This window comes from Halobacteriovorax sp. JY17 (assembly GCF_002753895.1).
GTDB lineage: Bacteria > Bdellovibrionota > Bacteriovoracia > Bacteriovoracales > Bacteriovoracaceae > Halobacteriovorax.
This window is the reverse complement of record NZ_NJER01000004.1, coordinates 202,160-224,414: the sequence shown is the minus strand read 5'-3', so window position 1 is coordinate 224,414 and position 22,255 is coordinate 202,160. Positions and strand designations below refer to the sequence as shown.

23 protein-coding genes and 1 tRNA gene are annotated in these 22,255 nt (G+C 35.9%); 8 read left to right on the top strand and 16 right to left on the bottom strand.

Going from position 1 to position 22,255, the window contains the following annotated elements; translation table 11 throughout:
- Positions 1-44: 44 nt before the first annotated feature.
- The 8 genes from CES88_RS16445 to CES88_RS16410 form a co-directional block, all read right to left on the bottom strand.
- Positions 45-1,580: an IS66 family transposase gene (locus CES88_RS16445; protein ID WP_290736949.1), complete on the bottom strand. Its 1,536-nt coding sequence runs from the start codon at positions 1,578-1,580 to the stop codon at positions 45-47.
- A gap of 44 nt (positions 1,581-1,624) precedes the next feature.
- Positions 1,625-1,969 (bottom strand): IS66 family insertion sequence element accessory protein TnpB, encoded by a 345-nt coding sequence (gene tnpB / locus CES88_RS16440; protein ID WP_290736947.1) that lies wholly within the window; start codon positions 1,967-1,969, stop codon positions 1,625-1,627.
- Positions 1,970-2,391: 422 nt separating this feature from the next.
- On the bottom strand, positions 2,392-2,997 hold the full coding sequence (locus CES88_RS16435; RefSeq protein WP_290736945.1) for an FMN-binding negative transcriptional regulator: 606 nt from the start codon (positions 2,995-2,997) through the stop codon (positions 2,392-2,394).
- Between the two features lie 18 nt (positions 2,998-3,015).
- Entirely contained in the window at positions 3,016-3,645 is a 630-nt protein-coding gene (locus CES88_RS16430) for a plasmid pRiA4b ORF-3 family protein (RefSeq protein ID WP_290736943.1), read from the bottom strand.
- Position 3,646: 1 nt separating this feature from the next.
- Positions 3,647-4,213 (bottom strand): hypothetical protein, encoded by a 567-nt coding sequence (locus CES88_RS16425; RefSeq protein ID WP_290736941.1) that lies wholly within the window; start codon positions 4,211-4,213, stop codon positions 3,647-3,649.
- A gap of 1 nt (position 4,214) precedes the next feature.
- Positions 4,215-4,577, bottom strand: a complete 363-nt coding sequence (locus CES88_RS16420; RefSeq protein ID WP_290736939.1) for a hypothetical protein — start codon at positions 4,575-4,577, stop codon at positions 4,215-4,217.
- Between the two features lie 183 nt (positions 4,578-4,760).
- A complete protein-coding gene (locus tag CES88_RS16415; RefSeq protein ID WP_365993364.1) occupies positions 4,761-5,078 on the bottom strand; it encodes a tyrosine-type recombinase/integrase in 318 nt (105 codons plus the stop codon).
- Between the two features lie 35 nt (positions 5,079-5,113).
- Positions 5,114-5,332, bottom strand: a complete 219-nt coding sequence (locus tag CES88_RS16410) for a hypothetical protein (RefSeq protein WP_290736936.1) — start codon at positions 5,330-5,332, stop codon at positions 5,114-5,116.
- A 186-nt stretch (positions 5,333-5,518) separates the two neighbouring features.
- Between CES88_RS16410 and CES88_RS16405 the strand changes: the two genes are divergently transcribed.
- Together CES88_RS16405 and CES88_RS16400 are read left to right on the top strand one after the other, a co-directional pair.
- Positions 5,519-6,721, top strand: coding sequence for an ISL3 family transposase (locus CES88_RS16405; protein WP_290736934.1), 1,203 nt, complete (start codon positions 5,519-5,521; stop codon positions 6,719-6,721).
- A gap of 128 nt (positions 6,722-6,849) precedes the next feature.
- Positions 6,850-7,194, top strand: coding sequence for a hypothetical protein (locus tag CES88_RS16400; protein WP_290736932.1), 345 nt, complete (start codon positions 6,850-6,852; stop codon positions 7,192-7,194).
- On the opposite strand, the gene CES88_RS16395 is transcribed toward CES88_RS16400, so the two are convergent.
- The 3 genes from CES88_RS16395 to CES88_RS16385 form a co-directional block, all read right to left on the bottom strand.
- A tRNA-Ala gene (locus tag CES88_RS16395) sits at positions 7,182-7,257 on the bottom strand. The two genes, CES88_RS16400 and CES88_RS16395, sit on opposite strands and share 13 nt — an antisense overlap.
- A gap of 82 nt (positions 7,258-7,339) precedes the next feature.
- Entirely contained in the window at positions 7,340-8,641 is a 1,302-nt protein-coding gene (locus CES88_RS16390; protein WP_290736930.1) for a hypothetical protein, read from the bottom strand.
- Positions 8,638-9,429 (bottom strand): outer membrane lipoprotein-sorting protein, encoded by a 792-nt coding sequence (locus tag CES88_RS16385; RefSeq protein WP_290736928.1) that lies wholly within the window; start codon positions 9,427-9,429, stop codon positions 8,638-8,640. Before CES88_RS16385 ends, CES88_RS16390 begins: the two co-directional genes overlap by 4 nt.
- 193 nt (positions 9,430-9,622) lie before the next feature.
- Here CES88_RS16385 and CES88_RS16380 point away from each other — a divergent pair, with 193 nt between their 5' ends.
- Positions 9,623-10,984 carry an HAD-IG family 5'-nucleotidase gene (locus tag CES88_RS16380; RefSeq protein WP_290736925.1) on the top strand — a complete coding sequence of 454 codons (1,362 nt, stop codon included), beginning with the start codon at positions 9,623-9,625 and terminating at the stop codon, positions 10,982-10,984.
- Here the strand turns inward: CES88_RS16380 and CES88_RS16375 are convergent.
- Positions 10,953-11,924 carry a histone deacetylase gene (locus tag CES88_RS16375; protein ID WP_290736923.1) on the bottom strand — a complete coding sequence of 324 codons (972 nt, stop codon included), beginning with the start codon at positions 11,922-11,924 and terminating at the stop codon, positions 10,953-10,955. The two genes, CES88_RS16380 and CES88_RS16375, sit on opposite strands and share 32 nt — an antisense overlap.
- A 40-nt stretch (positions 11,925-11,964) precedes the next feature.
- Between CES88_RS16375 and CES88_RS16370 the strand changes: the two genes are divergently transcribed.
- The 3 genes from CES88_RS16370 to CES88_RS16360 all read left to right on the top strand — a co-directional run bounded on the left by CES88_RS16370 (position 11,965) and on the right by CES88_RS16360 (position 15,071).
- The gene (locus tag CES88_RS16370; protein WP_290736921.1) at positions 11,965-13,020 is read left to right on the top strand and encodes a hypothetical protein; all 1,056 of its coding nucleotides are present in this window, start codon (positions 11,965-11,967) and stop codon (positions 13,018-13,020) included.
- A gap of 117 nt (positions 13,021-13,137) precedes the next feature.
- Positions 13,138-14,256 carry a saccharopine dehydrogenase gene (locus CES88_RS16365; RefSeq protein ID WP_290736919.1) on the top strand — a complete coding sequence of 373 codons (1,119 nt, stop codon included), beginning with the start codon at positions 13,138-13,140 and terminating at the stop codon, positions 14,254-14,256.
- A complete protein-coding gene (locus CES88_RS16360) occupies positions 14,256-15,071 on the top strand; it encodes a hypothetical protein (protein ID WP_290736917.1) in 816 nt (271 codons plus the stop codon). Before CES88_RS16365 ends, CES88_RS16360 begins: the two co-directional genes overlap by 1 nt.
- On the opposite strand, the gene CES88_RS16355 is transcribed toward CES88_RS16360, so the two are convergent.
- Positions 15,048-15,875 carry a glycosyltransferase gene (locus CES88_RS16355; protein ID WP_290736915.1) on the bottom strand — a complete coding sequence of 276 codons (828 nt, stop codon included), beginning with the start codon at positions 15,873-15,875 and terminating at the stop codon, positions 15,048-15,050. The two genes, CES88_RS16360 and CES88_RS16355, sit on opposite strands and share 24 nt — an antisense overlap.
- Positions 15,865-16,803, bottom strand: a complete 939-nt coding sequence (locus CES88_RS16350) for an aldo/keto reductase (RefSeq protein WP_290736913.1) — start codon at positions 16,801-16,803, stop codon at positions 15,865-15,867. Before CES88_RS16350 ends, CES88_RS16355 begins: the two co-directional genes overlap by 11 nt.
- Positions 16,804-16,896: 93 nt before the next feature.
- Between CES88_RS16350 and CES88_RS16345 the strand changes: the two genes are divergently transcribed.
- Together CES88_RS16345 and CES88_RS16340 are read left to right on the top strand one after the other, a co-directional pair.
- The gene (locus CES88_RS16345; protein ID WP_290736911.1) at positions 16,897-17,931 is read left to right on the top strand and encodes a hypothetical protein; all 1,035 of its coding nucleotides are present in this window, start codon (positions 16,897-16,899) and stop codon (positions 17,929-17,931) included.
- Positions 17,924-18,955 (top strand): spore photoproduct lyase family protein, encoded by a 1,032-nt coding sequence (locus CES88_RS16340; protein WP_290736909.1) that lies wholly within the window; start codon positions 17,924-17,926, stop codon positions 18,953-18,955. The genes CES88_RS16345 and CES88_RS16340 overlap by 8 nt, the downstream gene beginning before the upstream one ends.
- Here CES88_RS16340 and CES88_RS16335 read toward each other — a convergent pair.
- Both CES88_RS16335 and CES88_RS16330 read right to left on the bottom strand, forming a co-directional pair.
- Positions 18,938-19,861 (bottom strand): hypothetical protein, encoded by a 924-nt coding sequence (locus CES88_RS16335; protein WP_290736907.1) that lies wholly within the window; start codon positions 19,859-19,861, stop codon positions 18,938-18,940. The genes CES88_RS16340 and CES88_RS16335 overlap by 18 nt on opposite strands.
- Positions 19,842-22,232 carry a hypothetical protein gene (locus CES88_RS16330; RefSeq protein WP_290736905.1) on the bottom strand — a complete coding sequence of 797 codons (2,391 nt, stop codon included), beginning with the start codon at positions 22,230-22,232 and terminating at the stop codon, positions 19,842-19,844. Before CES88_RS16330 ends, CES88_RS16335 begins: the two co-directional genes overlap by 20 nt.
- Positions 22,233-22,255 lie beyond the last annotated feature (23 nt).

Genomic DNA, 22,255 nt, shown 5'->3' with positions numbered 1-22,255 from the left:
AAAGAAAGCTCCGAGGAAAGAGAAGTATTTAGATCAAATTGTTTTTAACCAGAAGCTTTTGATAACGCTGATAATTTTTCAGCTATTTGAGTCCTTAATCTTTCACTTATTTTACTAGCATACTCAAAAGGGCTTTCAAGCGCTTCTCCTTTAGCAGATCTGTGCGCCATTGTATTGATAAAGGATTTAGGGTTTAATCCATTTGATTTACACGATTCAATTACTGAGTAAAAGAAAGTTCCTACGTCCGCTCCATTTATTGATTTGAAACAATTGAAGTTCTTTCTTCCCATAACTGGACAGCGCTGTTTTCTCTCAGCCATGTTGTTATCAATAGGAACTGTATCATCGTTGAGAAATAGTTGAAGACCTTCTCTTCTATTTTGATAGTAATGAATAGCTTTCCCAAGAGAAGATGTATCGAGAAATTTACCATCCATAGATTTTATCCAAGAATCAATTTCTTTAACTATTGAAGTTGAATTATCAAGCCTCAATTCTTTTAGCTGATGAAGCTCATCTGCCATGTGCTCAACTTCGTAGAGCTTATCAATAAGGTCAATCACCACTTCTGATCTATCGTCGTGATTCATTGACTCGAAGAACTTTCTTCTAACATGTGCCCAACAAAATGCATGACTAATATTTTTATAATTCTCATCCGAATCTAAAAAGTTATATCCAGAGTAACCATCACTTACAACGCAACCTTTCTTGTAACCTTTGATCATCTCCTTAGCTACAGAACCTGATCTCGTAGGTTCAAATTGATAATAAGCTCCTCTAGGATTACTCATTGACCAAATATAACCTTTACTTTTATTTGGATTATAAAAATCAATTGGAGATTCATCAATATGAACCCAATTTTCAGAAAGTACATCTTGCCTGATTAATTCGTTCAGTGGAAATAGAAGGTTGTATAAATGCTCTGTCTGGCCATAAAGAGTTTTTACATCAACATTTATTCCAGCTCTTTTCATTTGTTTGCGCTGACGTTCAAGAGGAAGATGATCTTCAAATTTATCACAAGCTATTTGAGTAGCAAGTTGAATCGAGTATTCGCCGCCAGGGGTTAATTTCACACCACCTGGAGCTGTAATAATTTTACTACAACACTTACAAGAATACTTCTGACGCTTATGTCTTTTAATTATATACTGTCTTTCTATAACTTCTAATTCATTTGATTCTTCAAAACAATTATTCATTTCAAAGAACTTATCTCCTCCACAACTGGGACATGATGACTCTTCAATCTTGTAGTCTATGATTTCTTCATTAAGATCAATTTCTAATTCTTCAATTTGAGCATTTTTAGATTTGTTATGAGGGAGGTTTCCCTTTGTTCTTTTTTTGTGACTCTTCGGTTTATTCGCTTTTCTCTCTTGTTGAGAAGCAAAGACACGTTTTCTTAAATTCTTTAGCTCTTCAGATATTTTTTGTAAAATTTCTTCATCTTTCTCTTTTAGCTTTCTTAGCTCTAAGACTTCAAGTTCTTTTATCATAAGTTTCTCTTGAAGCATTGATACTGCTTCTCTTAGAAACTCTCTATCGTTTTCTTTTGATACATCATACATGAAAGAAATTATAGAATAGCCTTAACGAAAGGCCTAATGTTTTCTTATCTTTTTAGTAATATTTTCTTTCCAGACTTTGAGAGAGGGATCTGTCCGCCATTGAGAATTAGCGTTAACTCATTTGAGTTGATCTCAGTAACTTCTTTAATGTTCTCAAAGGACATGAATCTCCCTCGCTCAATCTTCTTGTGAATTAGCACAAGTCCATTGCCATCGAAGAATAAAGCTTTGCAGGCTTTTCTACTCTTGGCGACGAATAGAAAAAGAGCTCCTGACATTAACTCTAGGTTGATTGTGTGAGTGACGATATAGGCCAAAGTATTGTGTCCTTTTCTCATGTCGACGTAGTCGTTGAAAATATAAATGGGATATTTAGGATCAAAAATCATGACTGGACAATAATGAAGGAGATGTTATCTGACTATCCGTGGCAGACGCCCAACTTACNATTGTGTCCTTTTCTCATGTCGACGTAGTCGTTGAAAATATAAATGGGATATTTAGGATCAAAAATCATGACTGGACAATAATGAAGGAGATGTTATCTGACTATCCGTGGCAGACGCCCAACTTACGACATATCGAACTTTTAAGGACTTTGGAATAAAACCTTGTGACTGAGTACCAGTGGACTTCATAATTTAAACCTTAGTTCGTGATGGAAGAACGGTCTAATTGTAATATATTGAAACTAAAGAGTAAAAGAATGGTGGATTTAAAAGATTTTTCCTAAATCCAACACCTTAAGTTAGGGGCGTTGACAACATAGCGAACGTGAGTCACGTCCAGTCACATTGAGAAGAAAAAAAGCCTATCTAAAGCTTTTCATAAGATTTGAAAGCTCTAAATTGTGATTAGCTAATTTAGAAATTACACTATTCTGATTTTCTTTATTTTGGTTTTGACTAAGTTTAAACTTAGAGTGAAATGTCTCAATACGTACTTCTATCCCTTCAATGGCATTTGATAGATTTGTAAAATATTCTTGATCTAGTCTATTTTCCCATGAACTATCTTTTTCATATTTTCTTGATAGCTCGATAACTGACTCTTTAAGCCTCTCTTTATTTTCAAAAATGAAAGCATTTCCATCAGCGATTACGGTTGAAAAGTTCCAAGTAGGTACACTTATAGATGGATCTAGATACCAAGTAGGAGAAATATAATCATGAGGTCCATCAAATATTATAATCAATTTGCAATTATTTCTAATAAAATTTAAATGAGGATTAGCCTTGGCCATATGACCTTCCATAAAATATTCATTATTGTGACTCTTCAACAAAAATGGAATTTTCGTAACGTGTTTAACATCATCATCTTTACATGAAATTACCGTTCCAAAAGAATATTTTTCAATTAAGTCAATAATTCGTTCGTTTTTGTCAGATGAGAAATGTTTTGGTGTGTAAATCATAGATTGTTTTTTCCAAGCTTATCGTTTTGTTAAGGTTTTTCGTCTTTCCAAGCGATACTCATTGATCGCTGAAATATCGAATTTGTGGTAGTGATAAAAATCTCCGGCCCATTCAGAGAAGTCTTCATGCTCAGGATGATTAGGATCATTGAGTGCCTCAAGCATATTGTAGTGGCCATGAATTCCACCGACATCATCTAACGGGGAGTCCTCTTCACCATCAATGCAAATTGGATATTTGACACCTTTCTTAGAATTTAAGAATTCTTCGATTTCAATTTCATGAACCCAGTCATCACCGAAGTCATAAGTATAAGTGAAGCAATCTGTCGTTTTGGCTATTTGAGAAAGGCGTTTGGTCTGATCATTATACCAGCCCATTTCACCAGCATCTAACTCAGGATCACCATACTCAATACCTTCAACATTAAAAACATAGAGATGAGTGCTTTTCCATGAAAATGAAGCCTGAATGATTCGATGAAGTCCTCTAAGGGGCTGAGTCGCTGGAACTTGGAGTCTTCTCCAAATTAAGGGCGATGAGTCTCTAAGTGAAATTTTTATTTGAATGACGTCTCGATCATTTTGAAAGGTCTTTCCCTTTTTCACCTTAATAGGTTCTAATGATCGAACATCAAACTTTTTCATTTTAGGCTGCCTTAACGATATTTGTTAATTTCTCAATGATCTCGTTTTCCCAAAACTTCTTAATTTCTTCATCTTCGTTGATTGAAATTAAAAGAACTGAGTAAAGGGCATTTTTGATGACTTGCCCTTTTTTCAATCCAGTAAGATTTGAATAGGCTTCAACATCACGCATTCCCACAGGTGAAAAGTACAAATTCTTTTTAAGATTTTCACCATCTTTAAGAAGGTCAAGATCGCCAGAACCTTTATAAGAATCGAGTTTCTTGATAATAACTCTACCTTTTCTAGTATCAATGAAATTGATAAAGGTTATGGTAATCGCTCTAATAATGAGAGAGTCATCATAGACACCAATTCTTTCTTTTAACTTTGCTAGAACATCGTAGGCATTGGATGAAAGAGAATATTGAACTTTAAAAAGCTCTCTGTTTTCATCTTTTAATTGATGAAGCCATTTTGAAAACTCGCTATCAATTTTTTGAGTCCATAAAGCGTTTCCTTCTCTGTCTACCTCAGTAGTATAAGAAAAGGTGTTGCCTAAAAATTCTTTATTAACAGTTGTTTCCATTTTAAACCTCTTGCCTAAAGCTTTGAATTGTTACTCCCTTCAAATCGCCTTTGTCGAAAAAGTAACCCTTCACAAAGTAGAATTTTGTCTCAATCTCAAAAATTCCACCAAACTGAACTTCACAATTAAACTTAAAGCATTTGTCCTCACCAGTTGTGCCATGTGGCCCATTGGTGCTGTCTCGATCAATCCACTTAAAGTTAGCAGCTTCGTCCATTCTGTAGAGGACTTGGTGAAACTCATCTATTGAAAGATTGGGAGGATTTTTTCGGTCTTCCCAGTAGTCCACTTCGCCATGCTCTACAACAGCTATTAGCTTATCTAAAAATAGAAGTCCTTCGACTTCCTTTTCAAGCGTATTCATACGCCTCCCATTAAAAGTATCACAATTGTGATATTTTTTCAATCTTATAGTAATTTAAACAACTTAATATGCCATAAAGTGACCTAAATGGCTAAAATGAGGGGTTTCCCCCTCATTTAGCTCTATTTTTTAAGTCTGATAACATTATCAAGCGAACCAAATTTAGGCGTCACTTTGAAGTCGTCAGCGAAACATGTATGTTTCGCCCTTCACATCTACACCCGCCATTCGGACGTAGATTTGAAAGGTTTTAAAATCGGCCCAGCCTCCCATTTTCATAACCTGTGTTGGTTCTGCTCCTGATGCTAGAACATGGGTTGTAAAGCAAGCTCTTAGAGTGTGGAAAGTGACGTATTTATCAATTCCAATCCTCACTAGGAATGCCCTAAGAATCTTTGCTGCATTTCCATCGTTCCATCCCCCAGGTCTGGGAAGGACTCTTTCAGCATTTGGATGAAGCTTTCTCAATTTCAAAAGGACTTCTTTTAAATCCTCTGAAATATGAGCGTTTCTCCAATCTGAATTTTTAGTCGATTTTATTCCCTTGTTTCTTTTTCATTTACTGCTTTTGTAAACCATTCTACTGGAATATTGCAGTTTTCACTATTTGGACTTGGGTTTGATTTATGAATTTTTAAATGCAAAGGCATAGAGACACAGTTACCAAAAACAAGTGCCTCCCCTGGGCTAGACTGCTTTATTTTATTTGTAAAATCATCTGAAAAATAAGGCAATATAGCTTGAATGTATTTCATATCTCTTTCGTTTTGAATCCTATGGATTATAAAGTTTGCACATTGAGATAATACCGTCTCTGAAAGGGGTCTTCTCGGTTAACAGTGGATGGCGCTGAATCAAGACCAAAACGATCAAGATAAGCACGAGTATTCAAATCTGATAAAATTCTTTTACCACAAAGCTTTTTACAAGGAGAATACTCGATGCTCGAGTCACAGATTAACAAACTATTTTCACTTCCAGAACTTAAATTTACTAACAAAAGAAACCTCACAAATCATATTATTCAATTTGACGCCTACAAATTTTCTAAATTTGAAGTCTGTCCAAAGTGCGCAACAAAGACCACTAAAATTCATGATCAAGTCTACGTTCACATTAAAGACGTCCCTATTCGCGACAAAATTGTTTACCTGAGAATTAGAAAAAGAAGATTTAGATGTCAAAATTGTAATGCTGTATTCAGGGAACCTGTTCCTGGAATAAGAAAAGGTTTTCGCTCCACTCAAAGATTTAGATCTCACATCAGGTGGTGCGCTTCAAACTTCACAGACCTCAAAAGAGTCACCACAAAACTTAGATGTTCATCATGGCTAGTCTATAAAGCATTCTACGAACAGCTCTCGCTAGAAGCAAAGAAAATGAATTATGAATGGCCCAAGACTATTGGAATTGATGAACATAGTTTTATTAGAAATACTAAAACTCATTACAAAGAGTTTGCTACTGTGTTTGTAGATTTTAACAACAACAGAGTTCGAGAAGTCACTCTAGGAAGGTCCTTTGATAGTTTAATGTCATCGAGGGCTATCGATATTAAAGGTCGTGAGAATGTTAAAAATGTTGTTATTGATATGTCTTCAACTTATCAAAAATTTGTAAAGTCTCATTTCCCTAACGCTAAAATTACTAGTGATAAATTTCATGTTATCAAATTGTTTAATCACGCTCTTAATAAAATTCGTATTGAAACAATGAAACATCCTATTTTCTTAAAATCTAAAACAAGTCCAATGAGAAGATTATATTTAACAAGAGATGACCGTTTAAGTTTTTCTCAAAGATCAATTGTTAAACATATTAATGGGCTTTTCCCAGAGCTTGAAGAGATATATAAATTTAAAGAGAGAATGCTTTCAATTTACAATATAAGAGGCTTTAAACGGGCTAAGAAGGCGCTTACAAAGCTAACTGATGAAATGGCTCATTCAGGAAGAAAAGCAGTTCAATCCCTTCGTAGAACTTTAGTTAAGTGGCGAATTGAAATATTAAATTATTTCAAGACCGGAATAACTAATGCGAAGACCGAGGGGTATAATCGTAAAGCTAAGCTCATTCAGAGGAAGGCCTACGGATATAGAAACTTTGAGAATTACAGACTTAGATTACTTTACGATTGTAGATAGAAACTAAGCCACATAAGTAATTCTAGTGCTCATTTTTAAATGTTAGTGGTGAGCTATAAACTTTAATTAAAATAATGAATAAAAAACCGATACTTAGATTACTAACAAAAGAATTTTAGATTTTATGAATGCTTCAAGCTATTTCTAGATCGAGGGTTTGGTTCACTTTCCACTGCCTACCGAGTACTCCCGTTCATATTCATCCTGACAATGTAATTCGGGTGGACTTCTGGGGTTCTGATGAGCAATCAGAGCGATTTAGAGAAGCCTCAAAAGGCCAGAAAGGGGTTGTTCTCCCTTTTCGTAAACTTGGTAGGCCACTTGAAGCATCCTTTGAAACAGGAAGTTTAGGTGGGCAAAAGTATGCAGAAATAAAAAAAGCCACTAGCTTGGGAACCTATGTTTTTGGTTCTCATAATAGTGGCTTTTTAAATGTCGATGGTTCGACTGGTATTAGAAGTGGTGGACCCTAACGGGATCGAACCGTTGACCTCTTCGCTGCCAGCGAAGCGCTCTCCCAACTGAGCTAAGGGCCCCAAGAAATTGTTTGTTAAAGATAAGGTTTTTGAGTGTTTCTGGCAAGATAAAATCAAATTCTCGCCAGAAAAACTATTAATTTTAAAAGAATCTCGAAATATTCAAATAGCCCTGACCATCACCTTTATAGACTTGTAGTCCATAGAAGCCCTTCTCTTTTGCCTGGTAAGTCCTAAGACCTAACTTATACTTCCATTGATCAGAAAGTCTTCTGGTGAAGGATAGGTTTAATAATCTCTCATCTGTGTACTCTAAATCTTGGATATAGCTTAGAAATAACTCAGAGCCCATGAGATCATTAAAATTATAGCGCATACCTATGAGAGCATCTCTTTGAAACGCACTAAGTCTTCTTCTTGCAATCTTATTTGCTCCCAGAACGCTCGTCACTTCAAAGATCAACGTGACTTCATGGTTTAGCTCATCTAAGGAAATTGTATCTTCTACACCAAAGGCAAGCTCTCCGTGATCTTGCTGCTTTGCTCTTTCAAAAGTTGTTCTAGTGATTGGAACTAATGTTTTAAAGTCATCTTCAAACTTTCTATAACTCCCCTCTAATTTAAATATATATCCCTCAAAGGCATAACTAAGAGTGCCTCCGAGCTCTCTTACTCGGTAGAAGTGTGGTCTAAAGTCAGTAGAGTTCGTCGGAAACTCTACTCCACCCACAGAAGTTCCAAAAGTATATCCAACTAAAGGGTGTGCCCTATCAAAATGATCTAGAAATTGTAGAGCAAAGTCTAAATCACCAATGGTTTGATTAAAGCGAATTCCCCACTGAGGTTGCCACTTAGAGTTTGTAGCGGCATCTCTACCATTCACCCAAACAGGATCTTTAAACTCAATTCCAAAATTGACTCCAGTTCTTGAGCGTGTCGAAGGATAGATAGGATTTTCCACTCTAGGCCAAAAGTAGAAGTTGAGAGTTCCCTCTCCTATTACAAACTCACTCTCAAGAGTCAGCTCACCTTTCTTTTCAAGCTTTTCAATTTCGCCATCAAAGTTTTTAGAATTTACCACATCGGCCGGATGAAAAGCTTCCATCGCCGACCAATTAAATAACTTCCATCCCGCAAGTAATTTAAAACTTCCCTCTTCACCAAATAAGTAAGAACCGTACGCATCTTCTATCACATAGTGATTACGATCCTTATCTTTAGAGTCTGCTCTAGCATAAGCCCGAAGTGCTCCAGTAAAGTTTCCTTCAATGAATTTAAATTGGGCCCTAGTGAAAATAGCGAAATTATCATCGTAAGTGAGATTATCATTATCACTTTCAAATTTTCTATTTTCAAAAGAAATCTCTCCTTGATCACTAACAGAGGCCAGTGACACGGAGTTAAGAATAATAAATGAGATGAATAAAAGACTCTTACCAATCATCTTGAAAGAGACCTTTTAGTAAAGAGGCTATCTTTTAGATTTACTCCCACCTTTCGATTCGTCCACTGAAAGATTGATTCCTTCTTTGTTTGAACATTCTTCATATGAATAACAGAAGCTCTCCATAGTTCTTTCGAGCCAACTTTATACTTTTTAAAGTCACTCATCTCTGCAGTCTTTAGAAGTTCAGACTTTCTATCGTAGTAATCAACATGGAGAGCATTTAAGTGCTTCTTTGAAAGTTGAACAATTTGCTTAGAGTAACCACTCTTGGCCACAGGTATTCTTTCGATAATGTAGACTTCTTCTCCGTCTTTACTCTTTCCATCTTTAAGATATTTAAATTTATACTTTTCAATTTCCTGAGAACCAATATCTTCATAAGAGAATTCGCTTCCCATAAAAGAAGAAGACTTATTTCTAGAAGAGATTTTCTTCACTCGCTTTAAAGATGGAAGATAGAGCCACTGGTGATCGTCTTCACTCTTATGAGACCAAGTTAGCATCTTCGTTCCCTTAACATCTTTTGGATTTAAAAAGATATTAAGTGTCTTATCACCGTCATTCTTTACTTCTAAAACCTTCCCTTGCATCTTACGAACGATCTTAGAGCCATATGCATCAATGAGAACCATCTCTAGATCTGATTCATCACCAATGAAGCCATTATTCTTAGCTTCCGCTTCTTTTGCGATTCGAAGTCCCTTTTCTTCATTTGTTTCAGCGAAACTAGAAGTCGCACCAAGAGTCAAAATAAGAATTAAACACAAATTAAATAGAGATCTCATCTGCACACCTTTTTAATAGCTAATAAATAAATTATCCTAATCATGTTAGAAGTTTACAGGGAATAGGTCTAGTCAAACTCATTAATTTTACAGTCGAAACACATATAATTGACTGACTTTCCATGTTCTTGATAAGCTCTCTAGTTCCCTAGAAGGGATTGAAAGAGTTTTTGACTAAAGGAGTCATAGAAAAATGAGCGTTTACGTTAATAGAATATTAAATATGAAGAAAATTAAGGCCATCGGTTTTGATATGGACTACACGCTAGTTCGCTATAATACAGAGAATTTTGAGAGACTTACCTATTCACTCGTAAAGAAGAACCTCGTGAAAGTATTGGGTTATCCAAAAGAAGTTCTAGACCTAGAGTTTGATTTTCAATTAGTTCAGCAAGGACTAGTTATTGATAAGCTTAGAGGAAACCTTCTACACGTTTCAAGATTTGGAAAAGTAAAAAAGGCCCAACACGGACTTTCAGCTCTTTCATTTGAAGAGCAGAATAATGCCTATGCCAATAGAGTTATTGATTTAAGTGATGAGAGTTTCCAATCATTAGATACTGCATTTTCAGTTTCAAATGGAATTCTCTACGCTCAACTAGTAGAGCTTAAGGAGAAAGGTTCAGTAGTTCCAAGATATGATCTACTGGCCGATCATATAAAAGAGGCGATCGATATTTGTCACTCTGATGGATCTCTTAAAAGTAAAGTTAAAGAAAATATTGGTGACTTTATTATTCAAGATGAGAAATTAGTATCTCAGCTAGAGATGTATAAGAAGTGTGGTAAGAAGTTAATTATTATCACCAACTCTGAATTCTACTATTGTAAAGATTTACTTGAGTACGCTATTGATCCATTTCTAAAAGAGCATAAGAGCTGGAAAGACCTCTTTGAGATCACAATTACTCTCTCCAGTAAGCCAAGATTCTTTCATGTAAAGAATCACTTTCTAAGAATTGATCCTGATACAGCTCTGATGACAAATCATGAAGGTCCAATTACTCCTGGAGTTTATCAAGGTGGTAACGCTGGTAAGCTTCAAGAAGACCTAGGACTTAAAGGGTCTGAAATTCTCTATTTAGGAGATCATATCTATGGTGACGTTCTCTCACTTAAGAAAACTTTTGGTTGGAGAACGGCCCTAGTAGTTGAACCACTAGAAGATGAAATTCTTGCCATAAAAAAGAGTGAACCAACTCAAAAGAGAATTGATTCTTTTATGCAAGAAAAAGAAGTCTTTGAAGATCGTCTAGATAAACTTGAAATGAGTAAGTACCGTGGAGAAAGTTTTGATAAAGATGAAGTTGGAAAGATTTATTCTAGTATTGAAAAGATTAATAACTCAATTTCAAAAGAATTAGAAGATTATAGAAAGTGCTTCAATCCACACTGGGGAGAACTCATGAGAGCGGGACAAGAAGAGAGCCGCTTTGCTGATCAAATAGAGAAGTATGCTTGTGTTTACATGGGTAGAGTATCTGATTTATTAGAGCACTCTCCAAGAACATACTTTAGACCAATTAAGCGTGTTCTTCCTCATGAATTAATTTAAGAAATTGAAAGTATATCTCCCAAGTCTTAGGTCCATAGCCTCCGGCCATGAGCCAGACTTGGGGAATTCCCCTCTCTTTAAGAAACCTATAAACAAGTAAATCTCTTGCAAGCATTTGTTCTTTCGAAAGCTGAATTCCTCTAGCGCTCTCTAAAACATCTTCACTATAAGGGTCGGCTCCAGCCACAACGATGGCCATGTCGAGATTTTCTAATTCCTTTAAACCTTCCTCTAACTTAGTGAGGTATTGATTCTCTTCACCAAGCTCTACTCCAATATCAATAGTAGAGGGAATTCTCCAAGGGCCCTCGCCGCAATCAGCAGAGAGAGGCCAACCATTCTTCATATGAATACTCAATGTTTCAATGGAAGAATCATTAGCTGTAAGCTCTGCTGTTCCACAACCTTTGTGAGCATCAATATCAATAACTGAAAAATTTATTGCCCGAACTTCTGTTTGAAATTTTCGAGCACAAATAACGATGTCATTTATTAAACAAAATCCTCTCGAGCGATCACTCATCGCATGGTGCATTCCTCCGCAAAGTCCAAAAGAGAAACCTGTCTCAAAAGCTCTTCTAAAAGAGAGATACGTCCCCTTTGTCTGCAATAGAAATTTATCTAGTAAATTTGAAAGTGGATACTTCGCTCTACTTGGGTCGTAGCGGTAGTAATTTCCATTTTGGTCAATGAGCTCATAACATTCGATAATCTTCTTTTCTTTTTCATCGCCTAAGAGCGCATCTACAAATTCAGAAGTATGAACTCGCAGAAGATCCTCTCTATTAATTTCTTCTAATTCCTTTAAATCTACTTCACTAATTGATGGGTCTACATTCTTAAGTTCAGTGAAGCATCTTCTAGAGCGATCGTCTAAGATTGGAACTTCAATTCCATGTTCTGATAAATTCAAATCGAATTCTTTATTATATACGATCATTTTTTCTACTTTTTATTTGCTTTTTGTTTATAATAACCTAATGAAAAAAATTATCATACTCCTACTAATTTTGGCCAATAGTGCTCATGCTCAAAGCCTAAGAAATAATTTAAAGAGATATACTATCCTCAGAGATAAAACTCTCATAAATAAGCGTCTCACTCACAATCTCTATGAACAATATATTGATTTAGATTTACAAGTAAGCTCTGGCGTCAAAGATCTTGTCGCCGATATAAAGAACAAAGGGAACGAAGCGGGAGCTTCCCAGTCTCAAAAAGAATTAAATATTCTAGAAATTTTAAATAAGAATATGAATTCAGAAAGGTATATTGATCTTGATGCTACTCTTGGAGTTCCTCTTCCAAGTTTTAATCTTTCAAAATATAGACTAACCCCGTCTCTATTCTACAATTTAAACTTAGGTTCTCTTTTTACTATTTATAATCAAACAAGTAGCCTTGATCCTTCCGTTAGTGTTTATGTAAAAAAAGAAACCAAAATGGGCCTAAGTACTATTGTCACTAAGAGCGGTCATATAGATACTCATATAAAGCTAAATCTCTATAAGTTAAATCGCTCTGACGCCGACTTAACAAAGACTAAAACAGAGTTAGCGGAGAGCTCTAAAATTTTTAACTTTTCAGATCTAAGCCAATCAAAAGAAACTCTCTCTATGGATTTTATCTGGAAAAGAGAGAGCGATCATCGTCTCTGGAAAATTGAGATGCTCGAAGCGAAGTTACTTACCCTTAAAGAAAAAGAGCAATACTCCTATGATAACTTCCCTCTCTTTCACTTCTTTCATCAGTGGAAAGGAGACGCGAAGAAAATCTGGTTGGAGCCTTTTGCTGGAATTCATATGAGAAAGAGATACTCAATCTTTGATGGTATTTATGTGGGAAGCTGGCTCAAATTTAAAGACCTTCCTTTTAGGAGCTCAATCAGTTTAAGCAATCAATTTATAACTTTTATTCCCGAATTTAGAGTTAGGCACTTCTATTTTAATTATAAGATGAGAATGGCCTATATCAATCCACAGGATGATATTTGGGTATCGACCATTCATTCTTTTAATTTAGGTCTCAACTTCTAATGTACTATTAAGTAGTTAGTAGCTATTACGTTTGAAAATTCCTCCAAGACTATAGCCAAAAGCATTAAAACATGTTTTATTTTGACTTAATCCAGCAAAATCTAGTGTGAGGAATAAATGCAAAGACTTATTTGGCTAAGACACGAAACAAAACCTTTTGAACAAAGATGCTGTTTAACACCAAAGGCCTGCAAAGAGCTTCTCGATATGGGTCACGATGTTGTTGTTGAAAAGTCACCTACACGAGTCTTTGATGATTCCGAATACGAAGAGATAGGCTGTAAAATCGCAGAGACAAACTCTTGGATTAACGCTCCTTTAAACGCAATTATTATCGGACTAAAAGAACTAGAAGATAAGAACTTCTCCCTCTCTCATAGACATATTCACTTCGCTCACGTTTTTAAAGATCAACATGGCTTTGAAAGAACCCTCTCTAGGTTTGTTAAAGGCGATGGACTTTTATACGATCTCGAATATCTCGTTGATGAAGATATGAAAAGAGTTGCGGCCTTTGGAGTTTGGGCAGGTTTTGCAGGAGCTGCTCTTGGAATTGATCTTTGGACTCATACACAACTTGGTATGGATTATAATAAGAGGGCCCCTCTACTTCCATATAAGAGCCAAGTTGCAATGATAGAAGACATAGAAGAGAGAATGAATAAGATCATCTCTCGTCCTCGTGTCCTCATCATTGGGGCCAATGGGAGATCAGGAAAAGGTGCCGTAAAGTTTCTAAGGGCCATTGGTATTGAGCCAACAAAGTGGGGCTCGAAAGATACGATCTCCAACCACCCTCTTGAAGAAATTTTAAGCTTTGATATTTTAATTAACTGCGCTTTAATAAAAGAGCCAAGATCACCATTTCTAGACCTTGAAACAATTACTAAAGAAAGAAATTTAACAGTCATTAGTGATGTTGGTTGCGATCCCAATGGGCCTTGTAACCCACTTCCTATTTATGCAAATTGCACGACAATGGATAGCCCTTCAATAAAGATTGAAGAAAACCTCTATTTAACTGCAATTGACCACCTACCATCCCTTCTACCAAGAGAGAGTAGCGAAGACTTTTGCACACAACTCTTTCCTCATTTAGTAGACTTCTTAAATAATGATATTGAAGATTCTCCGTGGGAGAGGGCCTTAGAGCTTTTCTACGAGAAGACACTTAATCTCTCACCTGATGAAATTATCCTTGAAGATAACGACTCAAGTGATAAGATTATTATGTGATGAAGAAAATATTCCTAGCATTTGCCTTTTTTATACTTGGTGTTGGAGTAAGCTACTTTACGTTCAACCATAGTATCGTAAATAAGAAAGTTCAATTTAATGACGAAGTTGATTCGCTCTTTGAACAAAACCTTAGCGCCGAAGAATTAAATGGAAAAATATTTCAATTACTCTTTGCCTACTTCGCTATTGATCTACGAGACATTGAAAATAAGATCACAACCAATATTCAAAATTCAATAGAAGTCCCAAAACCTAAAGTGGTAGAAAAGGTAGTGGAAAAAGTTGTCGAAAAGATTGTCTACCTTCCAGCTAAGAAAGAGAAACTTCCTGAAACTAAACAGCTACAGCAAACAAAGAAAGTTATTCAATTTAAAAATCTTAAAAGCTTTGAAAAGATAGACTTTTCTGAATATCTAAAATCGGCCAGACCAATACTAGAACAAGACAAGGCCTTTGATTCTCTAAATGGAACCCATAAGTACACCGGACATAATACGCAAGGACCTAATTTTCAAATTGAAATCGAAAATCTCTTCAAGATAGAGGATAAAGCTTACCGAGGAACTTCAAAAATTAATTACTTAGTTCTTGGAAAAAGTGAAGATGCAATTATCGTAGATGGAATCCCTCTAAATTTTCTTAAGAATGAAAATTATCCAACGTTGGTTTCCGCTAGAATTTCAAAAGATCGCTTTATTCTCATAAATACTGCTGATGAATTTTATACAAATGACATTAAGGGAATTCTCTTCATTAGAAGTGGCAAGGTCTTTAAGAGAGATGGTTACCTAAGAGTTAAATCTAAGAACTAAACTCTTCACTTCTTCGTAGTCTTTAAAGTTTTCATGTTTTTCATAGCCTTTAAGTAAGATCTTAGACTTACTTAAAATCACAGAAATAATTTCCTCTTTAATTCGTTCAGTGAAATCTCTTATTTCTAAAATATGAACTAGGGATCTAACTCTAAATAAATCCATCGCAAAGAACTTCGTACTCAATTGATCTTCATGACCTCCATACTTATTTATCAAGAACTCATCCACAAGTCCTACCTCGTACTTAGAAGTAATCTTTAACCACAAATCAAAATCTTCGCAGACAATATAGTCAGAAGAAAAACCTCCGACTTCTTTAAATAACCTCTTTGTCATTAAAACAGTGGAGGGAGAAATAGCACATAGAGAAAGACATTTAAGAAAAATATTACCGCCGAACTTCTTATAATGCTTAGGCTGATTTACTTTCTTTCCATTTCTTATCCAATTCTCTTCACTGTGAATAAATTCAAGAGAAGAATTCTCTTGGAGGAGAGCGACTTGCTTATCGAGTTTGTTAGATAACCATTCATCATCAGAGTCTAAGAAGCTAATCCAATCATATGAACTTAGAGAAACTCCTAGGTTTCGAGCAGCACTTACTCCCTTATTACTCTGATAAATATATTTTACTCTCTTATCAGAAAAGTATTTCTTAACCGTAGAATAAGTCTTATCTGTCGAGCCATCATCTACAATAAGAACTTCAAAGTCCTGATAACTTTGTTGTAAAACAGATTTTAGAGATCTCTCTAGAATTTCTGCTCTATTAAAGGTTGGTATAATAACACTAATCTTCATCAATACTCTTTAAGACTCTATCTAATTGCTCTTGGGTTGGAAGATTTTCAAGAGAGTCTATAAGACCATCCCACTGGGTCTGATTTCTTCCGCCGCAGAGAACGGTGTCTACATTTTCATTTGATAAATTAAAACCAAGGGCCAGAGAAATAGGAGACATTTCAAACTCGCTTAGAATTTTACTTATAATCTCCATCTTCTTATACCTACTATCTTTATCAATACTCTTCCACCAAGGTGCCCATGATCGACAATCACTCTTATCAAATTTTCTCTTAGAGTTTACTCTTCCCGTAAGAATACCCTTATCAAGAGTTCCCCAACTCATAAAGCTTAGATCATTTTCTCTTGCAATAGGTAGGACTGAGTCTAGCGATCCTCTTTCAAAAATATTTAGCTCTGACTGAAGAGAGAGAATTTCATCGATCTCCGATGCCTTTTCAAATTCATCTCTATTTGAGTTACAAAGCCCAATAGACTTTATCTTTCCTTCAAGCTTCGCCTTGGCCAAGACTTCCATGGTCTTTCTTATATCCACCCTACTATCTGGCCAATGAATCATATAGTGGTCGATATAATCTGAATTTAATCTCTTTAGAGAATCGTGTAGCATCTTCTGAGTTTCTTTTGGGTCATTAGTCATATTAACCCGTTTTGAGTCATGCCAGGAGACCCCACACTTAGAAATGATGAAGACTTTCTCTCTTATATCTTTAAAGGCCTTTCCCATTCTTCTTTCTGATTCACCAAAGCCATATATTGGAGCTGTATCAAAAAGCTTTACTCCTCTTTCAAAAGCATACTTTAATAAGGAACAGGCATCTCCTTCAGAAATATCTCCAAATCCGTACCCAGCACCTTCACCGCTAATAGAGGCCCCACCAAAGCCGATAGGAATTCCTCCTAAGTTCTTTAAAATACGTGACATGATACGTCCCTCACCTCTAAAAGCATTACTCTTGCGCTAGACAAAATACAAGGCCCACTATAAAGTCGCCCTTAATCAAAATCAAGGGTTAATATGCGCTTACTTGTCTTTGCTCATAGAGCAGAAGCACAGACATTTTTAAAACAAGGGAATTATAAATCACTTGAATCCCTAAGCTGCCCTCTTTATAAGAATGGTGACTCCTACCTGATAATCTGCTCGGAAGGAATTTATAACGCCTTAGAGGCGACGACGGCCACTCTTTCAAAATTTCCAGAAATAGAAATAGTTCTAAACTTTGGTGTTGCAGGTGCCTTAGATGAGAAAGCTCAATTAGATTCAATCTATGAAGTGAGAACAAGCTACGCTATTCAAAATGAAGTCTTAGAATTTAAGTCCTTCACTTCAAATTCTAATGGCCTCCTTGACTGTATTACGAGCTCAAGTAGAACCCTTAATCACAAACAAGCCCAAAAACTCTCTTGCTTTGCTAATATTGTCGACCGAGAACTTTGGGCGATAGCAAGGGCAGCAAGTAACTTTCAAAAAGAATTTAAAGCTTTCAAACTTATTTCTGATGAACCTTACTTAGAAAAAGAAAATACTGCCATTTGTGAGATCATAAAAGAGAAGGCCGAATATTTCAGTGATAAGCTCTACCGAGAATATTTAAATATTACAGAGAGTGCTACTGAAGAAAGAAAGTTTCTCATTGAAGAGTATAGAGAATTCTATTTTACAGTTTCTCAGTATAGACACTATACAACTCTTCTCTCTCAACTTCTTACTAAGTATAGTTCAGAGAAAGAAGTTCTAGATTTAATTAAACTAAAGGACGTTTTAAAAATAGAAGCTCTTCCTAAACAGAGAACAAGTATTCTCCTTGAAAAGCTTCGAAAACTTCTCACTCCTTTTAATACAGCTCTGCAAAATAAGTTAGACCAAATTCTAGCTCCGCTTCAAGAGGCTAGAATAAAGACTACTCTTTCAAAGAATTTAGAAAGTGATCAATTCCAAATAAGTGCAACAATTCAAAATGAAGTTGAACTCAGAAAAATGGCCAAGGCCTTAAGCTCCCTTGACTATCAGGCCTATAAATCTCTTATGAGAGGCAATCTCGATGTTTGATAAAATATTTATTGAGAGAGATTTCGTTTCAAATAATCGAGCGAACTTAATTATTTCTAAATTCCCAAAAGCGAAAGTTACAGTAATTGAAAAAGTTGAAGATATATTTAATCGAGTGAAAAAACCTTACCTTCAAAAAAATGAAACACTTAATTTATTTCTAGGTGAAAAACGCGGACAACTCGTAAAAGAAGCTCCCGATGCCTACGGTCTTTCAGGTGAGCCTCACTACTACTTTATACACGCTTATAATTGTATCTATGAATGTAACTACTGCTACCTTCAAGGCTACTTCAACTCTCCAGATATTGTTCTCTTTTTAAATCATAGAGACATTTGCAATGAGATTGAGAAGGTAACAGAGGAATGTACACAAAAAGGATTAACTCCGTGGTTTCATGCTGGAGAATTTTCGGATTCACTTGCCCTTACGCATATCACTGGTGAGTTAGAGATTTATCACGAACTCTTTTCTAGACTTCCAAATGCAAAGCTAGAGCTTAGAACAAAGTCTGCCAATATAAAGGCACTACTAGAACTAGCTCCTAAGAAAAATATTATCACTACCTTCTCTCTCTCACCTGCAGATAAGATAAAGAAGAATGATCTTCAAACTCCTTCTTTAAAAGCGCGGTTAAAGGCAATTGAAAAGCTCTCAGCGGTAGGTCACCCTATTGGTATCCACTTTGATCCAGTTGTCTACGATGATGACTTCAAGGAAAAGTATAGAGAATTAATTTCTGAATTATTTAAAAGTCTTCCAGCAGAGAAGTTAGAATATATTTCAGTAGGTGTTGTGAGATTTACAAAAGATGTCTTCCATCAAGTTAAGAAGAACTACCCGGGTAGTGAACTTCTTGGAAGTGAGCTTATTAAATCATTTGATGGTAAGATTCGCTATAATAGACCTATGAGACTTTGGATTTTATCGACAATTAAAGAATTACTCTTAGAGGCGAAGGTTCAAGAAAGTAAAATTTATCTCTGTATGGAAGAGGACGATCAATTAGTAGCCGACACCTAGGACATTTTCTATATCTCCCGCGGTCTGCCTAAGCTCAATACTCAACTCTTCATTTCGTCTTAAATAATCACTAAGACTAATGTAATTGGCTTCTCTATTTTGGCTATTCCCAAATAGGTCCTTAAACATTGTGTGATTCTCATTTATTCTACGACTTAGATCTTCAAGCTCAGTACTATAGTTCAAAGGAACCAGCCCATTATCAGACATAATCAAGAGAATATTAGTAAAGTAGAGAAGGTTTTCAACAGAGCGATTTCTTGGAACCGTCTCTTTTAAAAGAGTGAATACTTCGGTCGCTAAACGATCTCTAACACTCGTTGGCCATCCCTTAATTCGGTAAGCTTCAAAAACTGTATCTACAAAGTTTAAGGCCTTTGGGTCCCTACAGATATCAATTCTCTCAAGTCTAGAAAAGAGAAGTTTTGGATCTACTTTTGGATTACTCTCTACTGCCTTATAAACAGCCGAAAATAACTCATCTGCTTCAGGTCTAAACATGGCCTCATTTAATACCCTTGAAAACTTGGTCATCACTTGGTCTAAATCTTCATACATCGTATCTTTAATATCGATATAATCATCATTTTCAATAGTTTCATTTAGATTTTTCAAGCAGTATTTTTCTCGAACCTGGACTTTTTCTTCTAGAAGATTAAGAGACTTATTTAGGTCATCAACTCTTTGATCGAAGACTTCTACTTTCTTTACTCTTTTCTCAACAGTCTGTGCGATAAATTCTCTCTCTACTCTACGATCTTCTCTAAGGATTCGGTTAGCACTAGCTTCTTCGTTATAGTGTTCTCTCACATGAGAAGGTTTCACTACATTTCGAAAGTAGATGATAACTCCAACAACTATGGCGATAGTTGCAAATGCTAATATTCTATAGAGGTTTTTCTTCATTTATACCGGTTACTTTTGTTTGTCTTCGCTGCTCATAAATTTTATTTCTTCTATTATACTTCCTAAAAGCACAATTGCGAATTTCAACACTTCCGCGTAGAGAATACTTCTCTTTTCCAAAGCCATCGCCATCATCTGTTTGCACTAGATAATCAAGCCATTGAATTTTAGGACCATCAACATAGAAGTCCATCTTTGCATCTCTACAATTCTTATAGATTTTTGTAATAAACTTACGTTGCTCTTTTGTATCAAAAATAAATGGAAGAACTCTAAAACAAAGTGCCGATCTCTCCATATCTGAGATATCTGACTTAGTGATAGAATCAACAAAGAAGTCTTCGAAAGATCCAAAGAAATTCTTAGCCGTATTTCTCACAATATTCTGCGATGATTTAAGACCAAGAACTAACTCAGAGAGATTAATCTCATTGGTTGGAGAATAAGTTGTAAGTAGTGTCGTAATAAGATCCGCTCTAGTTCCAAGAATAATATCCTCTATATCTTGATCTAACATATCGTTAGCAAGTCTTGCTTCTAATTCATAGCTAACCATATCTTTTATCTTACTGAAGTAAACATCATTCCCTCTCTCAGCAAGTTTTAATATCTTTGTAATACAAGATGTAATTTCAAAACTCTTCTCTTCTTCAGCGTCATTAAATAATTCAGAAATAAGACCGGAGTCTTTACGGCACTCTGCAGGTAAATTCTCAGAAGATAAAGTTCGTGGCTCAAAAGTCTCTTCAATAAGACTAATCACGCTCTCCGTAAGATTCTTCGTCTTAGTAATATTTGTGATTTGTGGATAGTACTTATGAAGAATTGTGACGCCTCCATCACGAGTACATCCTCTGGACTGGTTACGACAGCCTAATTCAGTTAGAAAGTTGACTATTCTATCTGCGTTTTCAGAAACCATAACTAGTCCAGAAATCGCATTTGTCTCCCCTCTAATATCTCTCGTTGCCCCAACAAGAACAGAGTAAGCATCTACAGAAATAGTTCTCGCTCTTTCCTGGTTTATGAGCTCTAAAACTTCTTCTACAACAAGAAGAGAATTTCTTATGGCCTCAGTCCATTTTCCTAGACTTAGTTCTACTCCTTGATTTCTTACATATTGAATAAGAGTACAATTTTCATCATCACAACGAGGAATGGCAGTAATTGATGGATCTAAAATCTGAAATGGCATTAACGCTTTATCACGTGTAATAAAAATTGGATTTTCAACTCCTGATCCATCAGGACGCCCACCCCATCCAGATGGATCAGGAGTTAAAGTCGGAGAGGACATAATTGAAACCAAGCGGTCTATACCGATGACAATTGCATCGGTTCTTTGAGAGTCGCTTGAGATTTCCGAGAAAACTTTTGTTCTTAGAGTTCCATAAGTTTGAAGGTAGCGCTTAATTTTCTTAAGAAGCTCTCCCTGAAGAATTGGCTTCTCTCTATTAACGAGATCGCCCTCCGAAGTAATGGCACTTCCCGCGTAAACTTCTTCTAACCAGTGTGCCAGCTCTGAGATATGATTCTTTAAAAGTGTTAATCCTTCAAATTGTGGGCCATCTGTAATTGGATCATTTCTATAACTATCAACTAATTTCTCTGTATCAACAGCAGAGCAATACTGATCTGTAAGTGCTTTAGAGACACATCTAAGGGCCGCAGGCATTTGAACTTCATCAATATCTTTTAAGAGATTATTTTCTTTAAAGTGCTGTATAAATTGCCCTAGAGATTTAACAACCATCGCACCAGAAGAAAGAGCTAAACTTGTTCCTGGTGCCGCAAAGGCCGAAGTGGCAAGAAGAGAATTACTTAGTAATGAAGAGATCAGAGAAACTTTAGACTGAAAACACTGAGGGTTCTGAGACCATGTTCCTAGAAAACCATCAACACTGCTAACGACCTGTCTTGCACCAACAGCATAGCGACTACTAAAGTCTCCAAAACGTCCAAGGCCTGCCTGCGCGTTAATAAGAGAAGCCTGTGAATTTAATATTTCATTTGTTAAAAAGAAGTCTTCTTCAGCAGTTAAAGTTCCACTTGAAGAAAGCGAGGTATAGAGAGCAATTTTTTTCTCAAGCTCTAACCTCTGCGATCTCGTATCACTATAAGTCATATAGTTTTCATAGAGTCTTGAATAGTCCGATGAAATTCTCTCCATTTCCACTGCTTGAAAACAAGTAGAGTTCTGATTTAGCTCTCTCACTACTGAGCCCATCATCTGCGCGTGAACAAGTGAGCCTTGAACATGACCAGTTGTAATGCTTGGACAAAGTGGTGAATAAGCTTTTAGAAGTGTTTCAGAAACTGAGAGATTTGCTTGAATATTTATGCTAAGTAAGAATAATACAAAGTATTTCATTGAGATTTCCAAAGTGATTTTTT

Bases quoted from the DNA above. Each gene is read 5' to 3' on its own strand.
- CES88_RS16365 (WP_290736919.1), top strand. From the start codon at position 13,138: ATGCAAAGACTTATTTGGCTAAGACACGAAACAAAACCTTTTGAACAA.
- CES88_RS16435 (WP_290736945.1), bottom strand. From the start codon at position 2,997: ATGATTTACACACCAAAACATTTCTCATCTGACAAAAACGAACGAATT.
- CES88_RS16380 (WP_290736925.1), top strand. From the start codon at position 9,623: ATGAGCGTTTACGTTAATAGAATATTAAATATGAAGAAAATTAAGGCC.
- CES88_RS16400 (WP_290736932.1), top strand. From the start codon at position 6,850: ATGCTTCAAGCTATTTCTAGATCGAGGGTTTGGTTCACTTTCCACTGC.
- CES88_RS16370 (WP_290736921.1), top strand. From the start codon at position 11,965: ATGAAAAAAATTATCATACTCCTACTAATTTTGGCCAATAGTGCTCAT.
- CES88_RS16350 (WP_290736913.1), bottom strand. From the start codon at position 16,803: ATGTCACGTATTTTAAAGAACTTAGGAGGAATTCCTATCGGCTTTGGT.
- CES88_RS16355 (WP_290736915.1), bottom strand. From the start codon at position 15,875: ATGAAGATTAGTGTTATTATACCAACCTTTAATAGAGCAGAAATTCTA.
- CES88_RS16430 (WP_290736943.1), bottom strand. From the start codon at position 3,645: ATGAAAAAGTTTGATGTTCGATCATTAGAACCTATTAAGGTGAAAAAG.
- tnpB (WP_290736947.1), bottom strand. From the start codon at position 1,969: ATGATTTTTGATCCTAAATATCCCATTTATATTTTCAACGACTACGTC.
- CES88_RS16340 (WP_290736909.1), top strand. From the start codon at position 17,924: ATGTTTGATAAAATATTTATTGAGAGAGATTTCGTTTCAAATAATCGA.
- CES88_RS16445 (WP_290736949.1), bottom strand. From the start codon at position 1,580: ATGTATGATGTATCAAAAGAAAACGATAGAGAGTTTCTAAGAGAAGCA.
- CES88_RS16425 (WP_290736941.1), bottom strand. From the start codon at position 4,213: ATGGAAACAACTGTTAATAAAGAATTTTTAGGCAACACCTTTTCTTAT.
- CES88_RS16360 (WP_290736917.1), top strand. From the start codon at position 14,256: ATGAAGAAAATATTCCTAGCATTTGCCTTTTTTATACTTGGTGTTGGA.
- CES88_RS16330 (WP_290736905.1), bottom strand. From the start codon at position 22,232: ATGAAATACTTTGTATTATTCTTACTTAGCATAAATATTCAAGCAAAT.
- CES88_RS16420 (WP_290736939.1), bottom strand. From the start codon at position 4,577: ATGAATACGCTTGAAAAGGAAGTCGAAGGACTTCTATTTTTAGATAAG.
- CES88_RS16345 (WP_290736911.1), top strand. From the start codon at position 16,897: ATGCGCTTACTTGTCTTTGCTCATAGAGCAGAAGCACAGACATTTTTA.
- CES88_RS16375 (WP_290736923.1), bottom strand. From the start codon at position 11,924: ATGATCGTATATAATAAAGAATTCGATTTGAATTTATCAGAACATGGA.
- CES88_RS16390 (WP_290736930.1), bottom strand. From the start codon at position 8,641: ATGATTGGTAAGAGTCTTTTATTCATCTCATTTATTATTCTTAACTCC.
- CES88_RS16405 (WP_290736934.1), top strand. From the start codon at position 5,519: ATGCTCGAGTCACAGATTAACAAACTATTTTCACTTCCAGAACTTAAA.
- CES88_RS16335 (WP_290736907.1), bottom strand. From the start codon at position 19,861: ATGAAGAAAAACCTCTATAGAATATTAGCATTTGCAACTATCGCCATA.
- CES88_RS16385 (WP_290736928.1), bottom strand. From the start codon at position 9,429: ATGAGATCTCTATTTAATTTGTGTTTAATTCTTATTTTGACTCTTGGT.
- CES88_RS16410 (WP_290736936.1), bottom strand. From the start codon at position 5,332: ATGAAATACATTCAAGCTATATTGCCTTATTTTTCAGATGATTTTACA.